Genomic DNA, 15,740 nt, shown 5'->3' on the forward strand with positions numbered 1-15,740 from the left:
AGAATGTTTTTATTGGAACGATTGTTCCAATAAGTTTTGCACTAACTTAAGCCAGTGTCAACCTTCGTCTAGAAATTTAAGTGAGGGTGTTTAAGATGCTTTGACTTCCCAATTTTCAATCCCTTTGAAAATTAAGTGAATTTGAGTCACAGCTTGCTTTTTTAACACCATTTTCTGTAATTCAAGTTCGATACCTGAATACTGGCGAGACAGGCTAATCCAAGACATTGCCCAAGTAAAAGATAGATTAATCAGAATGTTGGTGATGACTTTTAAATCACTCTCATCACGAAAATTATCAATCACTTCAAATTTTTTTAAATCACTGGCAAGATCATCATTCAAAAAGTCGATTTCGCGTGAAATGGCACGACGAACAATTTCTGAACCACCCCAACGTTCCGAAATCATAAAAATCCACTGTTGGGGACTACTGTCTACAGCTTCAAAGAATAGTTCCATACTGGTTTTGGTCTTGGCTTCTGGATGAGCAAGTCCTTTGCCCAATTGATGCAACACGTTTTTAAGGTATAAGGACACTTGATCGACCAACTCTTTACCTAACTCATCCATATCTTGAAAATGGCGGTAAAACGCTGTTGGTACCAAACCTACCTCACGGGCAACTTCTCTTAAACTGATACTCGAAAATGAACGACCCGATGTGCTTAAGGTTAAAGCAGCATCAAGTAAAGCCTGACGGCTCTGTTGTTTACGTTCATCGCGTATCGACATTTGGATATCCAAAGATTTTTGTTGTGATGAGTCTATCAAAAATAAAAACAAATTAAACGACGAATGTCAGTGTACAGGTGTTGACTGAATTAAAAAAATGATTATAGTGTACATATGTTCACTAAAAGAACGTTTGTTCACTCAATAAATAGCAAGCACAAAGAGGAACGTCACATGAGTAGCTATATGCAGTATCAGCCAGAATGGGTTCGTGAGGATTTCGTCGATTTTATCGCAGAAAAAATCAATCCTATTTGGGCTTGGAAAAAGGTTAAAGCCACAGTAGTTAAAACACGTGCGTTGAGCACTGACTTTTATCAAATTCAATTACGACCAAATCGTAATTTTAAACATCAGCAATTTAAAGCAGGTCAAAGTGTTTTAATCACTGTAGAAATTGCAGGTGTACGTCAACAACGCAGTTATTCTGTCGTGAAATTTTTGAATAATGGCGACATTATTATCGCTGTTAAGCAACAAGGTAAGGTTTCTACTGCATTAAGCCAGTTGGCTTTTGGACGTGTGGTTGAACTGTCTCAACCTCAAGGTGATTTTGTTTTAGACCAAGATCATACCCCATTATTATTGGTGGCTTCTGGGAGTGGAATCACCGCAATTTACTCGCTGTTGCTTGAAGCATTGACTGATTCAGATCGTCCTGTAGATTTAATTTATTTTAGTCGGGATGAAGCATATCATGCAGATTTGGAACAGCTTTTTCAGCAATACCCACAGTTTAATTATCATTACATCAATACAGTTCAGCAAAAACAGCATTTAAACATCAAGCTATTGCAAAGTTTAGTTACTGATTTTCAGCAACGTCAAACTTATGCCTGCGGTGCGAATGCCATGATGCAAAGCATCAATCAAATTTATCAGGATTTGAATATTACAGTGCGCTTAAAACAGGAATATTTCCAGATTGCAGTAGACGAAAGCCTAGAAGCACAACCAATCGTTTTTTTACGCTCACAACAAGAGTTTGAAGCGCGTTCTAACCTTCTTGAGAGTGCTGAACATGCAGGGTTAAAACCAACACATGGTTGTCGTATGGGGATTTGCAATACCTGTACATGTACTAAAGTGAGTGGTTCAACCAAGAATATACTCACGGGTGAAATTGACCATGACAGCAACACTCAAATTAAATTGTGTATCAGTCAGGCCGTTAGTCCTGTGGTCATTAATCTGTAAATTAAAGTAATCATTTAAATAAATTTAAGCAACTTCTTGCTCTGTTGAAGCTAGACGTAGGAAGTTGTACCTAAAATTCAGCGAAAGCTTCTAAAAATGAAGCGCTGAGGAGTAAAACAATGAATATGTCAGTCAATTTTCCAAACAGTAAATCAAAACATTTAAACCCTGAACAAACAGCAGAGTTTGGTCGTCGGGTGGATGAAATACGCCGTGAAGTGATGGACAGCTTGGGAGAACAAGATGCCAAGTACATTTATAAAATCCGAAATTTTGTGCGTTATAGTGAAATAGCATCCCGTGGAATGTTGATGTTCGGGGGATGGATTCCACCAGTTTGGGTCATTGGCACAGGGTTGTTGGGTATTTCCAAGATCGTTGAAAACATGGAACTTGGACATAATGTCATGCACGGACAATTCGACTGGTTAAATGATCCAAGTTTGAATGGGGCAAACTATGACTGGGATACCATGGCAACAGGTGATGATTGGAAATATACCCATAATTATGTGCATCATACCTATACCAATATTGTCGGGAAAGACCATGATGTTGGCTATGGGTTACTTCGAGTCAGTGAGTCACAAAAGTGGGAACCGCGCTTTTTATTCAATATCCCATTGGCGATTCAATTGATGGTATTTTTTGAATGGTATGTCGGTGTACAGAATCTGCATTTAGAAGATGCTTTGGTTTACAAAACCAAAACGTGGAAACAAGTTTGGGCAGATGCTACAAAATTTCGTAAAAAAGCGCGCCGTCAGATTTTAAAAGATTACGTGTTTTTTCCATTGATCGCAGGACCAAATGCTTTACCTGTTTTGGCAGGGAATGCGATTGCCAATGTGATTCGTAGCCTATGGTCTTCAGCAGTGATCTTCAATGGTCATTTCACTGAGGATGCCGAAACCTTTGAAGCGGATAATGTTGAAAATGAAACACGTGCAGAATGGTATTTACGCCAGATTCGTGGTTCGAGCAATTTTACCGGAACCGATTGGTTGCATATTTTAAGTGGTAATTTAAGTCATCAGATTGAACATCATCTATTTCCAGATATGCCTGCGAACCGTTATGCGGAAGTTGCTCCTAAAATTAAGGCGTTATGTGCAGAATATGACATCAATTATAATGAAGCGAATTTCTTTAAACAGTTTGGTAGTGTGTGGGTACGTTTAGCGAAATGTTCTTTACCTAATCACTGGACCACAAGCATTACTCAATCAGTGCAGAAAGTGAAAGGGATTTTTGCTTAGATTTTATCTTACAAAGCCCTTTTATGGTGGCGAAAGTCTGAAAGAACCTTGTTGAGAGCGACAAGGTTCTTTTGTTTAAAATATAAAAACTCAATTTTAAAATTCAGCTTCGGGTCCAATCATGATTGATCTTTTTTAATCAGCATCCTTGGTGATTTCCCCGACATTCTTTTAAAAAAGGAGATAAAGGCACTCTCACAGGAAAAACCTAAGTGATGGCTGATCACGGATATTTTTTCATTTTTAGATAATAATTCTATCGCTTTCAGAAAACGCCATTGTTGTCGCCACTGCTGATAATTCAAACCTGTTTCGCGTAAAAAAATTCTGCCAATGGTTTTTTCACTGAGTCCAACCAGATCTGCAAATACATTTAAATGCGGTAATAGCTCAGTACCTAAAAATTTTCTTAATCGACGATCAGTTGGAAATTGTAGAATAACCGATACTGATGGTGCAGTTTCAATTTCATTCAATCCAACATTAAATAAATCCAAAAAAGGTCGTTTGCTCCAGTCCGTATCAAAATCAGCGAAAGCGATTCTCTCCAATATTTCTTTTAATAAAGCACTAACTTGCAAGACTTTGACTTCTTTAGGAAGTACTGGGTATTGAACGGTATTAATATATACCGAGCGATAGCCAGTCACTTGGCTCATTTCAGCACGATGAGTTGTGTCTGGTGGAATCCATGCGATATGTGCAGGGGGCAGGATACATAGCTGACCAGATAAGGTAATTCTAATACTGCCACTGCTGGTAAATAGCAGTTGTCCCATTTTGTGGGCATGTTCTCCCGAATCATGTCGAGCAATTTCCGAAGCAATACCGATCACATTTAATCCGAGTTGATCTGGATTAAAATCAGCATCCGCTGCTAACCATGCCATTGTTTGTCCGATTTTATAAATAATATGTCTTTTATGATTATATCTCTCAAAATTTGATTTTGTTATTTTTCTCGATGGTTCAATTCAACGTATTCAAAAGAAAATGTTAAAGAAATCTATATTTTATTTACTGGCTGTTTTGATGATGTTTCCCCAAGTTGTTGAGACGATCTACAGCCCAGCACTGCCTCATATTGCACATGGATTCCATATAAGTTCTGAAAAAGCGAGTCAAACGATCTCTTTATATTTCATTGCCTTTGCGCTGGGTATCGTCTTTTGGGGGCAGATGTGTGACATTTTGGGAAGACGAAAATCGATATTGGGTGGATTATTGATTTATGCGATTGCCTCGATTGCTGCGATTTTATGTCGTACTTTTGATGATTTAATCATCGCCAGAATGTTCTCGGCATTTGGTGCTGCTGTGGGTTCCATCGGAACACAAACTATTATTCGAGATACTTTCAAAGACAAGGAGCTGGTCAAGATTTTTTCCATCATTGGTATTCTGCTTGCGCTTAGCCCAGCTCTAGGTATGGTATTTGGCGCATTCATCACAACATGGTGGGGATATCAAGGTGTATTTCTAGGTTTAGCGCTATTTTCAATCCTGCTTATGTGTTGGTGTGTGTTTGAGCTCCCTGAGACGCTTGTTAAAAACAATAAAAAAGTTCCTATTCTTCATATTTTTATTGCCATGCTTAAAGATAATGAGATTTGGAAAACCGCATTTTTGGTTGCACTTTTTAATATCAATCTTTTTGCTTACTATCAGTTGTCTCCTTTCTATTTTCAAATATTAGAAGCCTCATCATGGGTGTTTGGATTGAGCGGTCTGTGTTTGACCTTAGGCGCCATTTTTGGCGCATTACTGAATAAATCTTTGCTTAATAAAAACGTCAATCCCCATACTTTGGTGTCTATTGCGGCATTGATTGCTATTTTGGGGAGTGTTTTGATCTGTATCACTCTAGCCATCAAGAGTTGGTTATTTATTTTTCCTGTACTGTTGATCATGGTTGCATATGGGCTTGCCATCCCTAATCTTCTTGCGACAGCACTTAAACACTATGCTGAATGTTTAGGTACAGCAGGCGCACTGTTGGGCTTGATGTATTATTTATTATTAGGTGGGGGATTAGTTTTGGCTGGTTGGGGACAAAATTTGGCAGCAGTATTATTGATTTGTAGTGTGGCGACTTTATGCATAAATTTATTTCGGCATCGTGATGTATGAAAACTTTCACATTGATCCAATTATTTTTAAGATGATGCTCCGTCGCATGCAAGTGGTTTGGACCGGTCTGTCAGTCAGCGACGTATACTCAGCAATTTCAAAAACCACCATCTTGTAACAAAACCAACACTAGAGTATCTGTTATACTTAGCCGCATTATTTCTGAATCCAATAAGGACACACTATGCGTATCGACCAACGTGCATTAGATCAATTACGTGAAGTTAAAATTACTCGTAACTACACACGTTATGCGGAAGGTTCTGTATTGGTTGAATTTGGTCATACAAAAGTGCTGTGTACTGCAAGTATTGACAATTCAGTACCTCGTTTCTTAAAAGGACAAGGACAAGGTTGGGTAACTGCTGAATATGGCATGTTGCCACGTTCTACCCATACCCGTAGTGATCGTGAAGCGGCTCGTGGAAAGCAATCAGGGCGTACTCAAGAAATTCAACGTTTGATTGGTCGTAGCTTACGTGCAATGGTTGACTTGAAAAAGTTGGGTGAGAATACAATTACAATTGACTGTGATGTGATTCAAGCGGATGGTGGGACACGTACTGCTTCTATTACTGGTGCTGCGGTTGCATTGATTGATGCGATGAATGTGTTGTTAGAAAAGAAAAAAATCAAACAAGACCCACTAAAAGGCTTGGTCGCTGCAATTTCAGTCGGGATTTATCAAGATGAAGTGTTACTTGATCTTTGTTATGAAGAAGATTCTAACTGTCAAACTGACTTGAATGTAGTGATGACTCAAGCGGGTGAATTTATTGAAATTCAAGGTACAGCAGAAGATAAACCTTTTACCCGTGCTCAATCCAATGCAATGTTAGAAATGGCTGAAAAAGGAATCCAAGAGTTGGTCAAAAAGCAGCAAGAAGCCTTGGGTTGGTAATTCCTTCATCATCTAAATTGCTATAAATCTAACGCATCTTCGGATGCGTTTTTTTATGTGAAAAATATAGTGGTGTATTTTGATCGTCATTAAATTGCCATTAAAACTTCACCCTATTGTCATTGGGATCATATTGACTATGGCTACATTTATTTCATGGACAGGACAATGCGAAATTTCCTCTTGATTGCAGTGACGAGTCTGAGTGTACTGCTCAGTGCTTGTAATGATGATAACAACGAAACATCAACCACGAATCCGCCAGCACCCACTTGTAAAGTACATTGCGCACCATAATAAAAATATAAGGAAATAGACATGAAACGTCGTGATTTTTTAATCAATTCTACAAAAACAATCTTTGGTACAGCCGCTTTAGCTAGCTTTCCAGCCAGCATTCAAAAAGCCTTAGCGATTGATGCCAAAGTCGAAACAGGCACAATTAAAGATGTAAAGCATGTCATCATTTTGACTCAAGAAAACCGCTCATTTGATAATTATTTTGGAACATTCAAAGGCGTTCGAGGCTTTGGTGATCGTTTTACGATTCCACTATCAGACAACCGCAAAGTTTGGGAACAATACGACAAAGATAAAAATAAAATTTTTCCTTACCATTTAGACAGTACTCGTGGCAATGCACAACGTGTCAGTGGTACACCACACTCATGGACTGATGGTCAATTTGCTTGGAACCATGGGCGTATGGGCAACTGGGTGCAATATAAGCAGCCTCAATCAATGGGATATTACAAACAGAAAGAAGTTGAATTTCAGTTTTCACTTGCCAATGCCTTTACCTTATGTGATGCATACCATTGCGCCATGCACACAGGTACGAACTCTAACCGTATGTTCTTATGGACGGGCTCGAATGGTCCTAAAGCTGCGGGTGTGGCAAGTGTGGTGAATGATTTGGATAGTATTGGTCCATCAACCACGGGCTACGATTGGACGACCTATCCTGAGCGTTTACAACAAGCAGGTATAACTTGGAAAGTTTATCAAAATATGCCAGATAACTTTACCGACAATCCTTTGGCTGGATTTAAGCAATATCGTCGTGCCAATGAGTTGTCAGGTAAACCCGTCAATAATAGTACCGTTTGTCCAGCCTACGATCCTGCAATTGATTCAACACAGCCTTTGTATAAAGGGATTGCCAATACGATGCCTGATGGTGGATTTCTGGGTTCCTTTAAAGAAGATATTGCCAAAGGTCAATTGCCACAAGTGAGTTGGATGGTCGCTCCTGCAACCTATAGTGAACATCCTGGACCATCAAGCCCTGTTCAAGGTGCTTGGTATATTCAAGAAGTGCTAAATGCGTTGACCGAAAATCCTGCAATTTGGAGTCAAACCGTTTTATTGGTGAATTTTGATGAAAATGATGGTTTCTTTGATCATGTTCCTTCACCAAGTGCGCCATCTAAGGACAGTTCAGGTCAAATGCAAGGTAAAACCACATTGACCGATGAACAAATTTCTTATGAATATGCAACACATGCAAAAGCTTCAGCTGGGCAACCAAACTTTACTGACCCAAAAGTCAGTAATGGTGTAGGGGTATATGGTCCGGGAATTCGTGTGCCGATGTATGTCATATCACCATGGAGCCGAGGAGGATGGGTGAATTCACAGGTTTTTGATCACTCTTCGGTGATCCGATTCTTGGAACAGCGTTTTGGGGTAGAAGAACCCAATATTAGTCCATATCGCAGGGCAGTATGTGGAGATTTGACAACAGCATTTGATTTTAAGAATCCAAATACACTTGCGATTGAAGAATTGATGGGTAAGAAAACCAAAAGTGAAGCGGATGCAATTCGAAATGCACAGGCCTTATTGCCTCAAGTTTCACGCCCTTTGAGTCAGGTTTACCCAGTTCAAGAGATCGGAACACGTTTATCCCGTGCATTACCTTACATTTTACATAGCAGTGCGAAAGTCGATTTGGCGGCAAAAACAGTCAAATTAATGTTTTCTAATACGGGAACACACGCAGCAGTATTCCATGTTTATGATAAGTTGAATCTTGAAGCAATCCCTCGCCGTTATATGGTTGAAGCAGGAAAGCAGTTGGATGACGTATGGAACACCAGCACTGGAAAATATGATTTATGGGTATTGGGACCTAACGGTTTTCACCGTGGTTTTGCTGGAGATTTGACTAAATCTGCACAGGTTGAGTCGTTGGCAGAAGTGCGGGTGTGTGTTGAAGAGTGTGATCCAAAGATCTATCTAAAAGTTCGTCATGATGCAAGTAAACCTGCAAAACTGATGGTAAAAGCCAATGCCTATCTGCCGAATAAAACGTGGAATATTGAAACAGCATCAACGGAAAAGGAATTGAACTGGAATATGTCTGATTTTGGTGGTTGGTATGATTTTACCGTCACGATCGAGGGCGACAGTTCCTTTAAACGCCGTTTTGCTGGACGTATTGAAACGGGTAAAGACTCTTTCTCAGATCCATATATGGGATTTATTGAGTCTTAATCTTTCAGTATTTGATTGTTCAGCTTGAAATAAGGTGCGTTTTGCACCTTATTTTTTGAGTTGATCAAAGACCGCATCATTTGCGTAAAATTACATGTTTAAGCTTCCAATCATCTATTTACTTCAATAGATACATAAATCAGCACAATGTCCTATGTTTTATCTACAGAGTCTTCAAGGGTTTTGAAACAAGTCTTTTTAGAATAGGTGAAATTTTATTGAGTTGTTGGGGCATTTTATGAAAATTCTGATTTTTCTATTTGCAGTGATTACTTTTATGTTGATGGCAGGAGATCCTCGCCGTGAGGATTTTGAAAGCAAAGAATTTGAAGTCAAAAACAATGATCAACAACAGCAGATTGAACAAAAAGTTGATCAGAAAGATTCAGCAGAATCTTCCTGAACCAACCGTTAGCTTTCAGCTTTCGATTTTAAAATCTGGTAAGTAAAGTTCTTGCCATTCAAGACATCCATATTCATGTCTTTGTACTGCTGTAAAATCTCAGCTTGATTAAATTCACAAGATTTTTGTGTCTGTATACCTGTTTGATGAACAGTGCGATAACAAGAGCTGACATTGTTCACAAAGCGATAATAGGGTGAAAGGGGAACATGTGCTGCTTCAAGCACTTTAGGTGCAAGGAAGTGTGCAGCAACAAAAGGTCCTTTAAATTGCTTTCGGTCAATAGGAAAGTTTGCCCATACAGCAAGTGGTGTTTCAAAGAAACGCACATCTTTCTTTTCAGCTTTTTCTTGCTCGGATTTAAAAAAGCCATATTCATCATATACTTTTTGTAAATTTGGCAAATGATCACCAAAGAATATGACAATCGTAGGACGCTCAAGCTGTTTGACATTTTCAATCAGCATTTTCAATTTATCATCCGCACGCTGCATCCCTGTTAAATAGGTATTCAGTGCACGTTTACTGTTATCGCTGATGCCGTCTTTGGTGATTTTAAAATGGTCTTTACCAAAACGATCATCGCTATACATCGGATGGTTTTCAACACTGATCGCATAGATAAATTGCGGTTTATCTGTATTCTTCAGTTGATTTTCAATACTTCTATAAATCAAATCATCTGTTGCCCAACCTGCAGCATTGATATATTTGGCACGGTCAGCCATGTTGATCATATTTTCAATCGAGGTAAAACGGTTGAAACCTAGATTTTGATAAACAGCGCTACGGTTATAAAAATATTTACCATTGTTATGCATAGCTGTTGTTTCATAACCTAAGCTATTTAAATACATCGGCAATGAGTAGGTTGGGCGTTTGAGTTTTGATACATAAGCCAATTCATTGTGATTCAAATAGGTATTTAAACTGGTCAATACTTCAAATTCAACATTGGCAGTACCGCCCCCAAAGCTTGGGGAAAGTACAGTAGAGACCTGATTTTTATTGATTGTTGGGGTGATATTTCGAGGAATGCTCTTGTCTAATTTTGTGGCATCCCAATGCGACTCACTCATGACAAAAATAATATTGGGCAGTTGTTGTTGTGGCTGATCCTCGGATTCTAGATTCGATGTTGTCGCTTGTTGGTTTTCATCTATCATCGGTTGATAAAGCGTCGCCACTTTTTCTTCAGGAATCACTTCAGTTTGGAAGATTTTATTGTTTAAGCCGTCCACAGTCTTAGAAAAGAAGAATGTTGGAAATCCCAAATATCGAATAGTCAAATGATCACCAATCCAATCACCACGTGTATTGGGTAAGTATTGTGCATACTGACAAATCGAATTTTTTGCAGCATTGGCGCAGGATTCACTAAAATTATTTTTAAAATTAGCAGTAATAAAAAATCCAAGAATCGCAAAAGATAGAATGCTATTGGTTAAGAGTAAGGGTTTACTACCTAATTTTTCTTTGCGGTATAAAAATACAAACAATGCAATAAACACCGCGATAGCAGCAAAAACAGCAATTTTTAATAAGATGGGGGAAGCAATAAAGGTTTCTTTAAATAATAAAAAATCACTAGGGACTAAGCTGGCTGAAAGATATTGCTCTTTTTTAATGTTGATAAAACTGAGTAAAAAAATAATAAATTGGCTCAGTAAAATCGTTGCAAAGGTTTTTCTTAAAATTAAATAGAATAAGCTGATGAAAGCATAATTCAGTAAGATAGAAAAAGCATATTTATACAGGCGTGGCTTTAGATAGATGTCACGTAATTGAAAGAAACGCGTGATATCTTCTTGGTATAAGAAAAAAGCAAATACTGATAAAAAAGCGACAAGTAAAAACAAAACTTGTTGTTTCAACGTCTTCATCGGCCTAATTTTAGCAAAGTCTTGGAGAGCCAAAAATTATAGGCTGATTCAGGCAATTATTCTATGTAAAAACTGTCTATTTTGTAAGCAAATTAAACTTTTTAACTAAAATTTTGACTGAGTTAACCAAGATAAAAGCCCAAAGAAATGACTCATTCTTTGGGCTTAAGATTTAACGGCTTACTCGTTGTATTGCTTCATTATAAGTCTCACTTGGCTTGTATTGATTTGCCAATTGATAATGATGTTTGGCTTGGGCAAGATCTTGGTTATTTTCATAGATTTTACCCATATTATAATGAGAATACGCTTTGGTATTGTCATTGGTCGCCAAAGCAATCGCTTTTTGATTTGCCCATAATGCTTCTGAGGCACGATTGAGTTTTTGATAGGCTACGGCAAGATTACTATAGGTTTGACCAACATTCGGATTGTAGTCAATTGATTGTTGATAGAGCATGGCTGCTTGTTCAATCTGATTATTTTTATAAGCTTTATCTGCATTTAGGTTGAGCGTTTTAGCTCGCTTCTGTGCATCAGTAGAAACAGGAACTATATTTACCCGTGTAGTTTGATTTTGATAATTTGAGACACTTGAACCAACTTGACTGGCATTTACGGTGGTTCCAGAAATACGGTTGATGTCTTGAATTTCACCTTCTGGGCTAATTCGGAAGACAGTCCATAAATTCCCAGTTTGACCTGTCGGGATATAATAGGAACGAATCAGCGACTCTCCTGCATAGACCATGACTTTGGCTTGGCTATTGGATAAATTGTTTGTGTTGGGTCGATCACGATCTGAAAAATCATGCACTGAATAAACGTAATATTGACCTTCAAGACGTTGATCAATGGTGACGGTTTCTGGACCATAAGAGTCGGTATCATCGACATCTAAATTTGCTGATAAGCCTTGTTTACTGTCCCAGTAAACATGCTGATTTTTATAACTTAAATGTGAATCAAGATCCAAAGGATTTTTGCCCCAGTTCAGGACAATACGCATACTGTTTAAATCTTTAAGCACAGGGCTGAGTGCATAGGTCATACCATCACATGGGCATTTTGCCACAAGTGTTGAATAACCTGATTTTTTGATAATCAGTAAATTATCAGCGCCGTCTGCACCATTGCTATTGACTGTACTTCGTCCATCGGCATTGGTAGAGCTCGAGGCAGAGTGTTCACCGTTCTTTTGTAAAATCACTTCGGCATTGGCAATATTTTGATCTTTGACGGTTGCACTTAACACATGAACATTGACGGTGTCTGCATGGCTGAAAATCGGAATCGCTAAAGTAAGGAGTGATGAAAATAGAATATGTTTTTTCATTGTTTATCTCTTATCTATACAGATGATTTATTGATTATTTACAGTATATTGAGCATAAAAGTAGCTGATTATTTATTCACTGATCGTTATATTTTGTAATAAAAAAGCAGTACCGTGGTACTGCTTGATCAAGGCATATTCCGAGTGTTTAACCATTAAAACGCATTGATAAATCAATGGCTTTGACATCTTTGGTTAAGACGCCCATCGAAATATAATCCACACCTGTTTGCGCCACTTCAGTTAAAGTCTCTAAGGTGATATTGCCTGAAGCCTCTAATTTACAACGTCCCGCAACATGCTTAACTGCATCGATCATTTGCTGTTGGCTAAAGTTATCTAACATCACAATGTCAGCTTGAGCTTCAAGGGCTTGATTCAGTTCATCCCATGTTTCAACTTCTACTTCAACGGGCTTGTTCGGCGCGATTTGACGTGCTTTGGCGATCGCTTGTGCAATTCCACCTGCTGCCATGATGTGATTTTCTTTAATTAAGAATGCATCAAATAAACCCAAACGATGATTTTGCCCGCCACCTACACCCACCGCATATTTTTGTGCAATGCGTAAACCGGGTAGGGTTTTGCGTGTGTCCAACAGTTTGGTTGGCGTACCTTCCAGATATTTTACATATGCTGCAGTTTTGGTTGCGACAGCAGATAAAGTCTGAACAAAATTCAATGCTGGACGTTCCACTGTCAGTAAACTACGTGCAGAACCTGCCAATTGATAGATCGTTTCATTGGCTTTGACAACATCGCCATCATTTTTCAACCAAGTGATTTTTACTGTTGGATCGTAGGCTTTAATCAAGGCATTCACCCAAGGTTGCCCAGCAAGAACCATGTCTTCACGTGAAATAATCGTTGCTGTTGCTTGCTCATCTTCTGGCGTGAGTAGGGCGGTGATATCCGCATCGCCAATATCTTCTTGGAGTGCTTGTTGAATATTAATTTGAATCGATTGTTCAAGCAAAGCTTCAGGTATGCTCATGGATATCCCTATTGTTGTCGCCCTTAAAAACTGAGCGATATATTAGCATTGTCATTGCAAGTTTGAAGAAGTTTTTATTTTATATGGATGAGAGTACACTAAAATATTGAAATTCGCTTTGTTGAAAATAAACAAGCCCTGTAGGAATAAGATATGCAATCGGCATCAAGGTTTCAGGTCGTAAATGGTCAATTGATTGGCGCAAGACAAGTTCCATCTCCAAATTATAATCAACGTCCCGAAAATACTGAGATTCAGCTGATTGTCATTCATAATATCAGTTTGCCGCCATCACAGTTCGGTGGTGGATATATCGAACAATTTTTTCAAAATCAATTAGATTGGTCAATTCATCCTTATTTTCAAACCATTCAAGGGATGCAAGTTTCTACCCACTTATTGATATTAAGAACAGGCGAGATTATCCAGTTTGTTAATTTTAATGATCGTGCTTGGCATGCAGGACGTTCATCATATTTGGGGAAAGTGGAGTGTAATGACTATTCCATTGGCATTGAATTGGAAGGCAGTGACGATCTCGACTTTGAAGAAGTGCAATATCAACAACTCGTTGATGTGGTTGTTGCTTTGCAACTAGCTTATCCGAAGACTGATCATCATTTAGCAGGGCATTCAGATATTGCCCCAGGTCGAAAAACTGATCCAGGAACACACTTTGAATGGCAACGTTTTCGGGAAGATTTGACACAGAAAAAATTCAGTATTGAAAAATAGGGCTAAAATAGATTTCTGTTTATGATTTAACAACGCAATTTTGAGAATATTTAATTACAATAGCGACTTTATTTTAACTAGGTGAATACGATGGCGCTGTGGCGATCCACCTTTATTGTTAGTGCAATGACTATGCTGTCTCGAGTCTTGGGTTTGGTACGAGACATGGTCCTACTCAATGTCTTTGGTGCAGGTAAAGATTTTGACACATTCGTTGTTGCCTTTCGTATTCCCAATTTTTTCAGGCGATTATTTGCTGAAGGGGCTTTTTCTCAAGCATTTATTCCAGTTCTCACTGAATATAAAACTACAAAACTGCATGCTGAAGTGCAAATTTTGATTAGTCGGGTGTTTGGTTGTTTGTTAATGGTGATGTCACTATTAACCTTAATCAGTATGATTATTGCACCTGTCATTTTGTATGTTTATGCGCCTGGCTTCCACAGTGACCCTGCTAAATTTGACCTTGCTGTCGATATGTTTCGTTTGACGATTCCATATCTGATGTTTATGTCATTGACCGCTTTTGCCAGCAGTATTTTAAACAGTTACGGTTCTTTTGCTTCACCTGCGTTCTCACCTGTGCTGCTCAACGTTGCGATGATTGCAGGGGCTTGGTGGTTAACACCTTATATAGCAGAGCCGATTATGGCCTTAGGTTGGGCTGTGGTTGCAGCAGGGGTTTTACAACTTGCGATACAAATTCCTGAACTTTGGAAGAAAAAATTACTGATTCCACCTAAAGTTGATTTTAAACATGAGGGTGTGGACCGAATCTTAAAGCTGATGTTACCTGCTTTATTTGGGGTGTCGGTGACGCAGATTAACTTGTTACTGAATACAATCTGGGCATCGTTTATGCAAGATGGTTCTGTATCTTGGTTATATAGTGCAGAGCGTATGACGGAATTGCCTCTAGGGCTGATCGGTGTGGCAATTGGTACCGTGATTCTTCCTTCGCTTTCGGTGAGTAAAGCTGAACAAGATCAAGCCAAGTTCCGTAGAATGTTGGATTGGGCTGCACGTGTGATTGTTCTGGTGGGTGTTCCTGCCAGTATTGCATTATTTATGCTGTCTACCCCAATTATTCAAGCACTTTTCCAGCATGGTGCTTTCGATGCACGTGATACACAGATGACTGCATTGGCTTTGCAATGTATGAGTGGCGGTGTATTGGCATTTATGTTGATTAAAGTTTTTGCGCCAGGTTTCTATGCCATTCAGGATACCAAAACACCTGTCCGTGTTGGACTAATGGCCGTTGCTGCCAACGCCATTTTAAATATTATCTTTATTGGTATTTTTAAATTAATTAATTGGCAAGCAGAGCACATGGCTTTAGCGATTGCATCATCTGGTTCAGCTTTGGTGAATGCGGGGATGTTGTATTTTTATTTGCATAAAAAAGACATTTTCCGTTTTGGCGCACATTGGAAAAAACTTTTCATTCAGTTTGCGATTGCCAATATCGCCATGATCGCAGCGTTATGGTGTGCTTTAACTTGGTATGATGGTAGCGTTTCTCAATGGATCCGGATTCTTGAGGTAGTTGGCTTATGTCTGGTCGGTGTGATTGCTTATGCTGTTGCTTTACTTGCATCGGGGTTTAGACCAAGACATTTAAAGCATTAACGATAAGATTGATGCTTATTAGAAATAAAAAACATC

General features: G+C 38.7%; 14 protein-coding genes. 9 read left to right on the forward strand and 5 right to left on the reverse strand.

Features of this window, described 5'->3' with window-relative positions:
• Positions 1-90 precede the first annotated feature (90 nt).
• Positions 91-735: a TetR family transcriptional regulator gene (locus AAV97_RS10000; protein WP_004832185.1), complete on the reverse strand. Its 645-nt coding sequence runs from the start codon at positions 733-735 to the stop codon at positions 91-93.
• Between the two features lie 174 nt (positions 736-909).
• On the opposite strand from AAV97_RS10000, the gene AAV97_RS10005 reads away from it, so the two are divergent.
• Together AAV97_RS10005 and AAV97_RS10010 are read left to right on the forward strand one after the other, a co-directional pair.
• Positions 910-1,932: a flavin reductase family protein gene (locus tag AAV97_RS10005; RefSeq protein WP_046760460.1), complete on the forward strand. Its 1,023-nt coding sequence runs from the start codon at positions 910-912 to the stop codon at positions 1,930-1,932.
• 119 nt (positions 1,933-2,051) lie between these two features.
• Positions 2,052-3,191, forward strand: coding sequence for a fatty acid desaturase family protein (locus tag AAV97_RS10010; protein WP_009584314.1), 1,140 nt, complete (start codon positions 2,052-2,054; stop codon positions 3,189-3,191).
• 119 nt (positions 3,192-3,310) lie between these two features.
• On the opposite strand, the gene AAV97_RS10015 is transcribed toward AAV97_RS10010, so the two are convergent.
• The gene (locus tag AAV97_RS10015; protein WP_046760461.1) at positions 3,311-4,081 is read right to left on the reverse strand and encodes an AraC family transcriptional regulator; all 771 of its coding nucleotides are present in this window, start codon (positions 4,079-4,081) and stop codon (positions 3,311-3,313) included.
• Between the two features lie 103 nt (positions 4,082-4,184).
• Here AAV97_RS10015 and AAV97_RS10020 point away from each other — a divergent pair, with 103 nt between their 5' ends.
• From AAV97_RS10020 to AAV97_RS21215, 5 genes are all read left to right on the forward strand, one after another.
• Positions 4,185-5,321, forward strand: a complete 1,137-nt coding sequence (locus tag AAV97_RS10020) for a Bcr/CflA family efflux MFS transporter (RefSeq protein WP_046760462.1) — start codon at positions 4,185-4,187, stop codon at positions 5,319-5,321.
• 184 nt (positions 5,322-5,505) lie between these two features.
• Positions 5,506-6,222, forward strand: a complete 717-nt coding sequence (gene rph, locus AAV97_RS10025; RefSeq protein ID WP_005034744.1) for a ribonuclease PH — start codon at positions 5,506-5,508, stop codon at positions 6,220-6,222.
• A 168-nt stretch (positions 6,223-6,390) separates the two neighbouring features.
• A complete protein-coding gene (locus tag AAV97_RS21545; RefSeq protein ID WP_257790579.1) occupies positions 6,391-6,519 on the forward strand; it encodes a hypothetical protein in 129 nt (42 codons plus the stop codon).
• Between the two features lie 21 nt (positions 6,520-6,540).
• Entirely contained in the window at positions 6,541-8,721 is a 2,181-nt protein-coding gene (locus AAV97_RS10030) for a phosphocholine-specific phospholipase C (protein ID WP_046760463.1), read from the forward strand.
• A gap of 238 nt (positions 8,722-8,959) precedes the next feature.
• Positions 8,960-9,124 (forward strand): hypothetical protein, encoded by a 165-nt coding sequence (locus tag AAV97_RS21215; RefSeq protein ID WP_005034741.1) that lies wholly within the window; start codon positions 8,960-8,962, stop codon positions 9,122-9,124.
• Positions 9,125-9,132: 8 nt separating this feature from the next.
• Here the strand turns inward: AAV97_RS21215 and AAV97_RS10035 are convergent, their stop codons facing one another.
• The 3 genes from AAV97_RS10035 to nadC all read right to left on the reverse strand — a co-directional run bounded on the left by AAV97_RS10035 (position 9,133) and on the right by nadC (position 13,337).
• Entirely contained in the window at positions 9,133-11,007 is a 1,875-nt protein-coding gene (locus tag AAV97_RS10035; RefSeq protein WP_046760464.1) for an LTA synthase family protein, read from the reverse strand.
• A gap of 172 nt (positions 11,008-11,179) precedes the next feature.
• Positions 11,180-12,343 carry a tetratricopeptide repeat protein gene (locus AAV97_RS10040; protein WP_046760465.1) on the reverse strand — a complete coding sequence of 388 codons (1,164 nt, stop codon included), beginning with the start codon at positions 12,341-12,343 and terminating at the stop codon, positions 11,180-11,182.
• A gap of 148 nt (positions 12,344-12,491) precedes the next feature.
• On the reverse strand, positions 12,492-13,337 hold the full coding sequence (gene nadC / locus AAV97_RS10045) for a carboxylating nicotinate-nucleotide diphosphorylase (protein WP_046760466.1): 846 nt from the start codon (positions 13,335-13,337) through the stop codon (positions 12,492-12,494).
• A 153-nt stretch (positions 13,338-13,490) separates the two neighbouring features.
• Here nadC and ampD point away from each other — a divergent pair, with 153 nt between their 5' ends.
• Positions 13,491-14,072, forward strand: a complete 582-nt coding sequence (gene ampD, locus AAV97_RS10050; protein ID WP_046760467.1) for a 1,6-anhydro-N-acetylmuramyl-L-alanine amidase AmpD — start codon at positions 13,491-13,493, stop codon at positions 14,070-14,072.
• Positions 14,073-14,153: 81 nt separating this feature from the next.
• Positions 14,154-15,704 carry a murein biosynthesis integral membrane protein MurJ gene (gene murJ / locus AAV97_RS10055; RefSeq protein WP_171249366.1) on the forward strand — a complete coding sequence of 517 codons (1,551 nt, stop codon included), beginning with the start codon at positions 14,154-14,156 and terminating at the stop codon, positions 15,702-15,704.
• Positions 15,705-15,740: the final 36 nt, after the last annotated feature.

Origin of the sequence: Acinetobacter sp. Ag2, assembly GCF_001005515.1 — a bacterium.
Lineage (GTDB): Bacteria > Pseudomonadota > Gammaproteobacteria > Pseudomonadales > Moraxellaceae > Acinetobacter > Acinetobacter bereziniae.

What these genes read in the sequence shown, in the direction of transcription:
- AAV97_RS10015 (WP_046760461.1), bottom strand. Translation starts at nt 4,081, where the DNA reads ATGGCATGGTTAGCAGCGGATGCTGATTTTAATCCAGATCAACTCGGA.
- AAV97_RS21545 (WP_257790579.1), top strand. Translation starts at nt 6,391, where the DNA reads ATGCGAAATTTCCTCTTGATTGCAGTGACGAGTCTGAGTGTACTGCTC.
- AAV97_RS10005 (WP_046760460.1), top strand. Translation starts at nt 910, where the DNA reads ATGAGTAGCTATATGCAGTATCAGCCAGAATGGGTTCGTGAGGATTTC.
- ampD (WP_046760467.1), top strand. Translation starts at nt 13,491, where the DNA reads ATGCAATCGGCATCAAGGTTTCAGGTCGTAAATGGTCAATTGATTGGC.
- AAV97_RS10040 (WP_046760465.1), bottom strand. Translation starts at nt 12,343, where the DNA reads ATGAAAAAACATATTCTATTTTCATCACTCCTTACTTTAGCGATTCCG.
- nadC (WP_046760466.1), bottom strand. Translation starts at nt 13,337, where the DNA reads ATGAGCATACCTGAAGCTTTGCTTGAACAATCGATTCAAATTAATATT.
- AAV97_RS10035 (WP_046760464.1), bottom strand. Translation starts at nt 11,007, where the DNA reads ATGAAGACGTTGAAACAACAAGTTTTGTTTTTACTTGTCGCTTTTTTA.
- AAV97_RS10030 (WP_046760463.1), top strand. Translation starts at nt 6,541, where the DNA reads ATGAAACGTCGTGATTTTTTAATCAATTCTACAAAAACAATCTTTGGT.
- AAV97_RS10000 (WP_004832185.1), bottom strand. Translation starts at nt 735, where the DNA reads ATGTCGATACGCGATGAACGTAAACAACAGAGCCGTCAGGCTTTACTT.
- AAV97_RS10020 (WP_046760462.1), top strand. Translation starts at nt 4,185, where the DNA reads ATGTTAAAGAAATCTATATTTTATTTACTGGCTGTTTTGATGATGTTT.
- AAV97_RS21215 (WP_005034741.1), top strand. Translation starts at nt 8,960, where the DNA reads ATGAAAATTCTGATTTTTCTATTTGCAGTGATTACTTTTATGTTGATG.
- AAV97_RS10010 (WP_009584314.1), top strand. Translation starts at nt 2,052, where the DNA reads ATGAATATGTCAGTCAATTTTCCAAACAGTAAATCAAAACATTTAAAC.
- rph (WP_005034744.1), top strand. Translation starts at nt 5,506, where the DNA reads ATGCGTATCGACCAACGTGCATTAGATCAATTACGTGAAGTTAAAATT.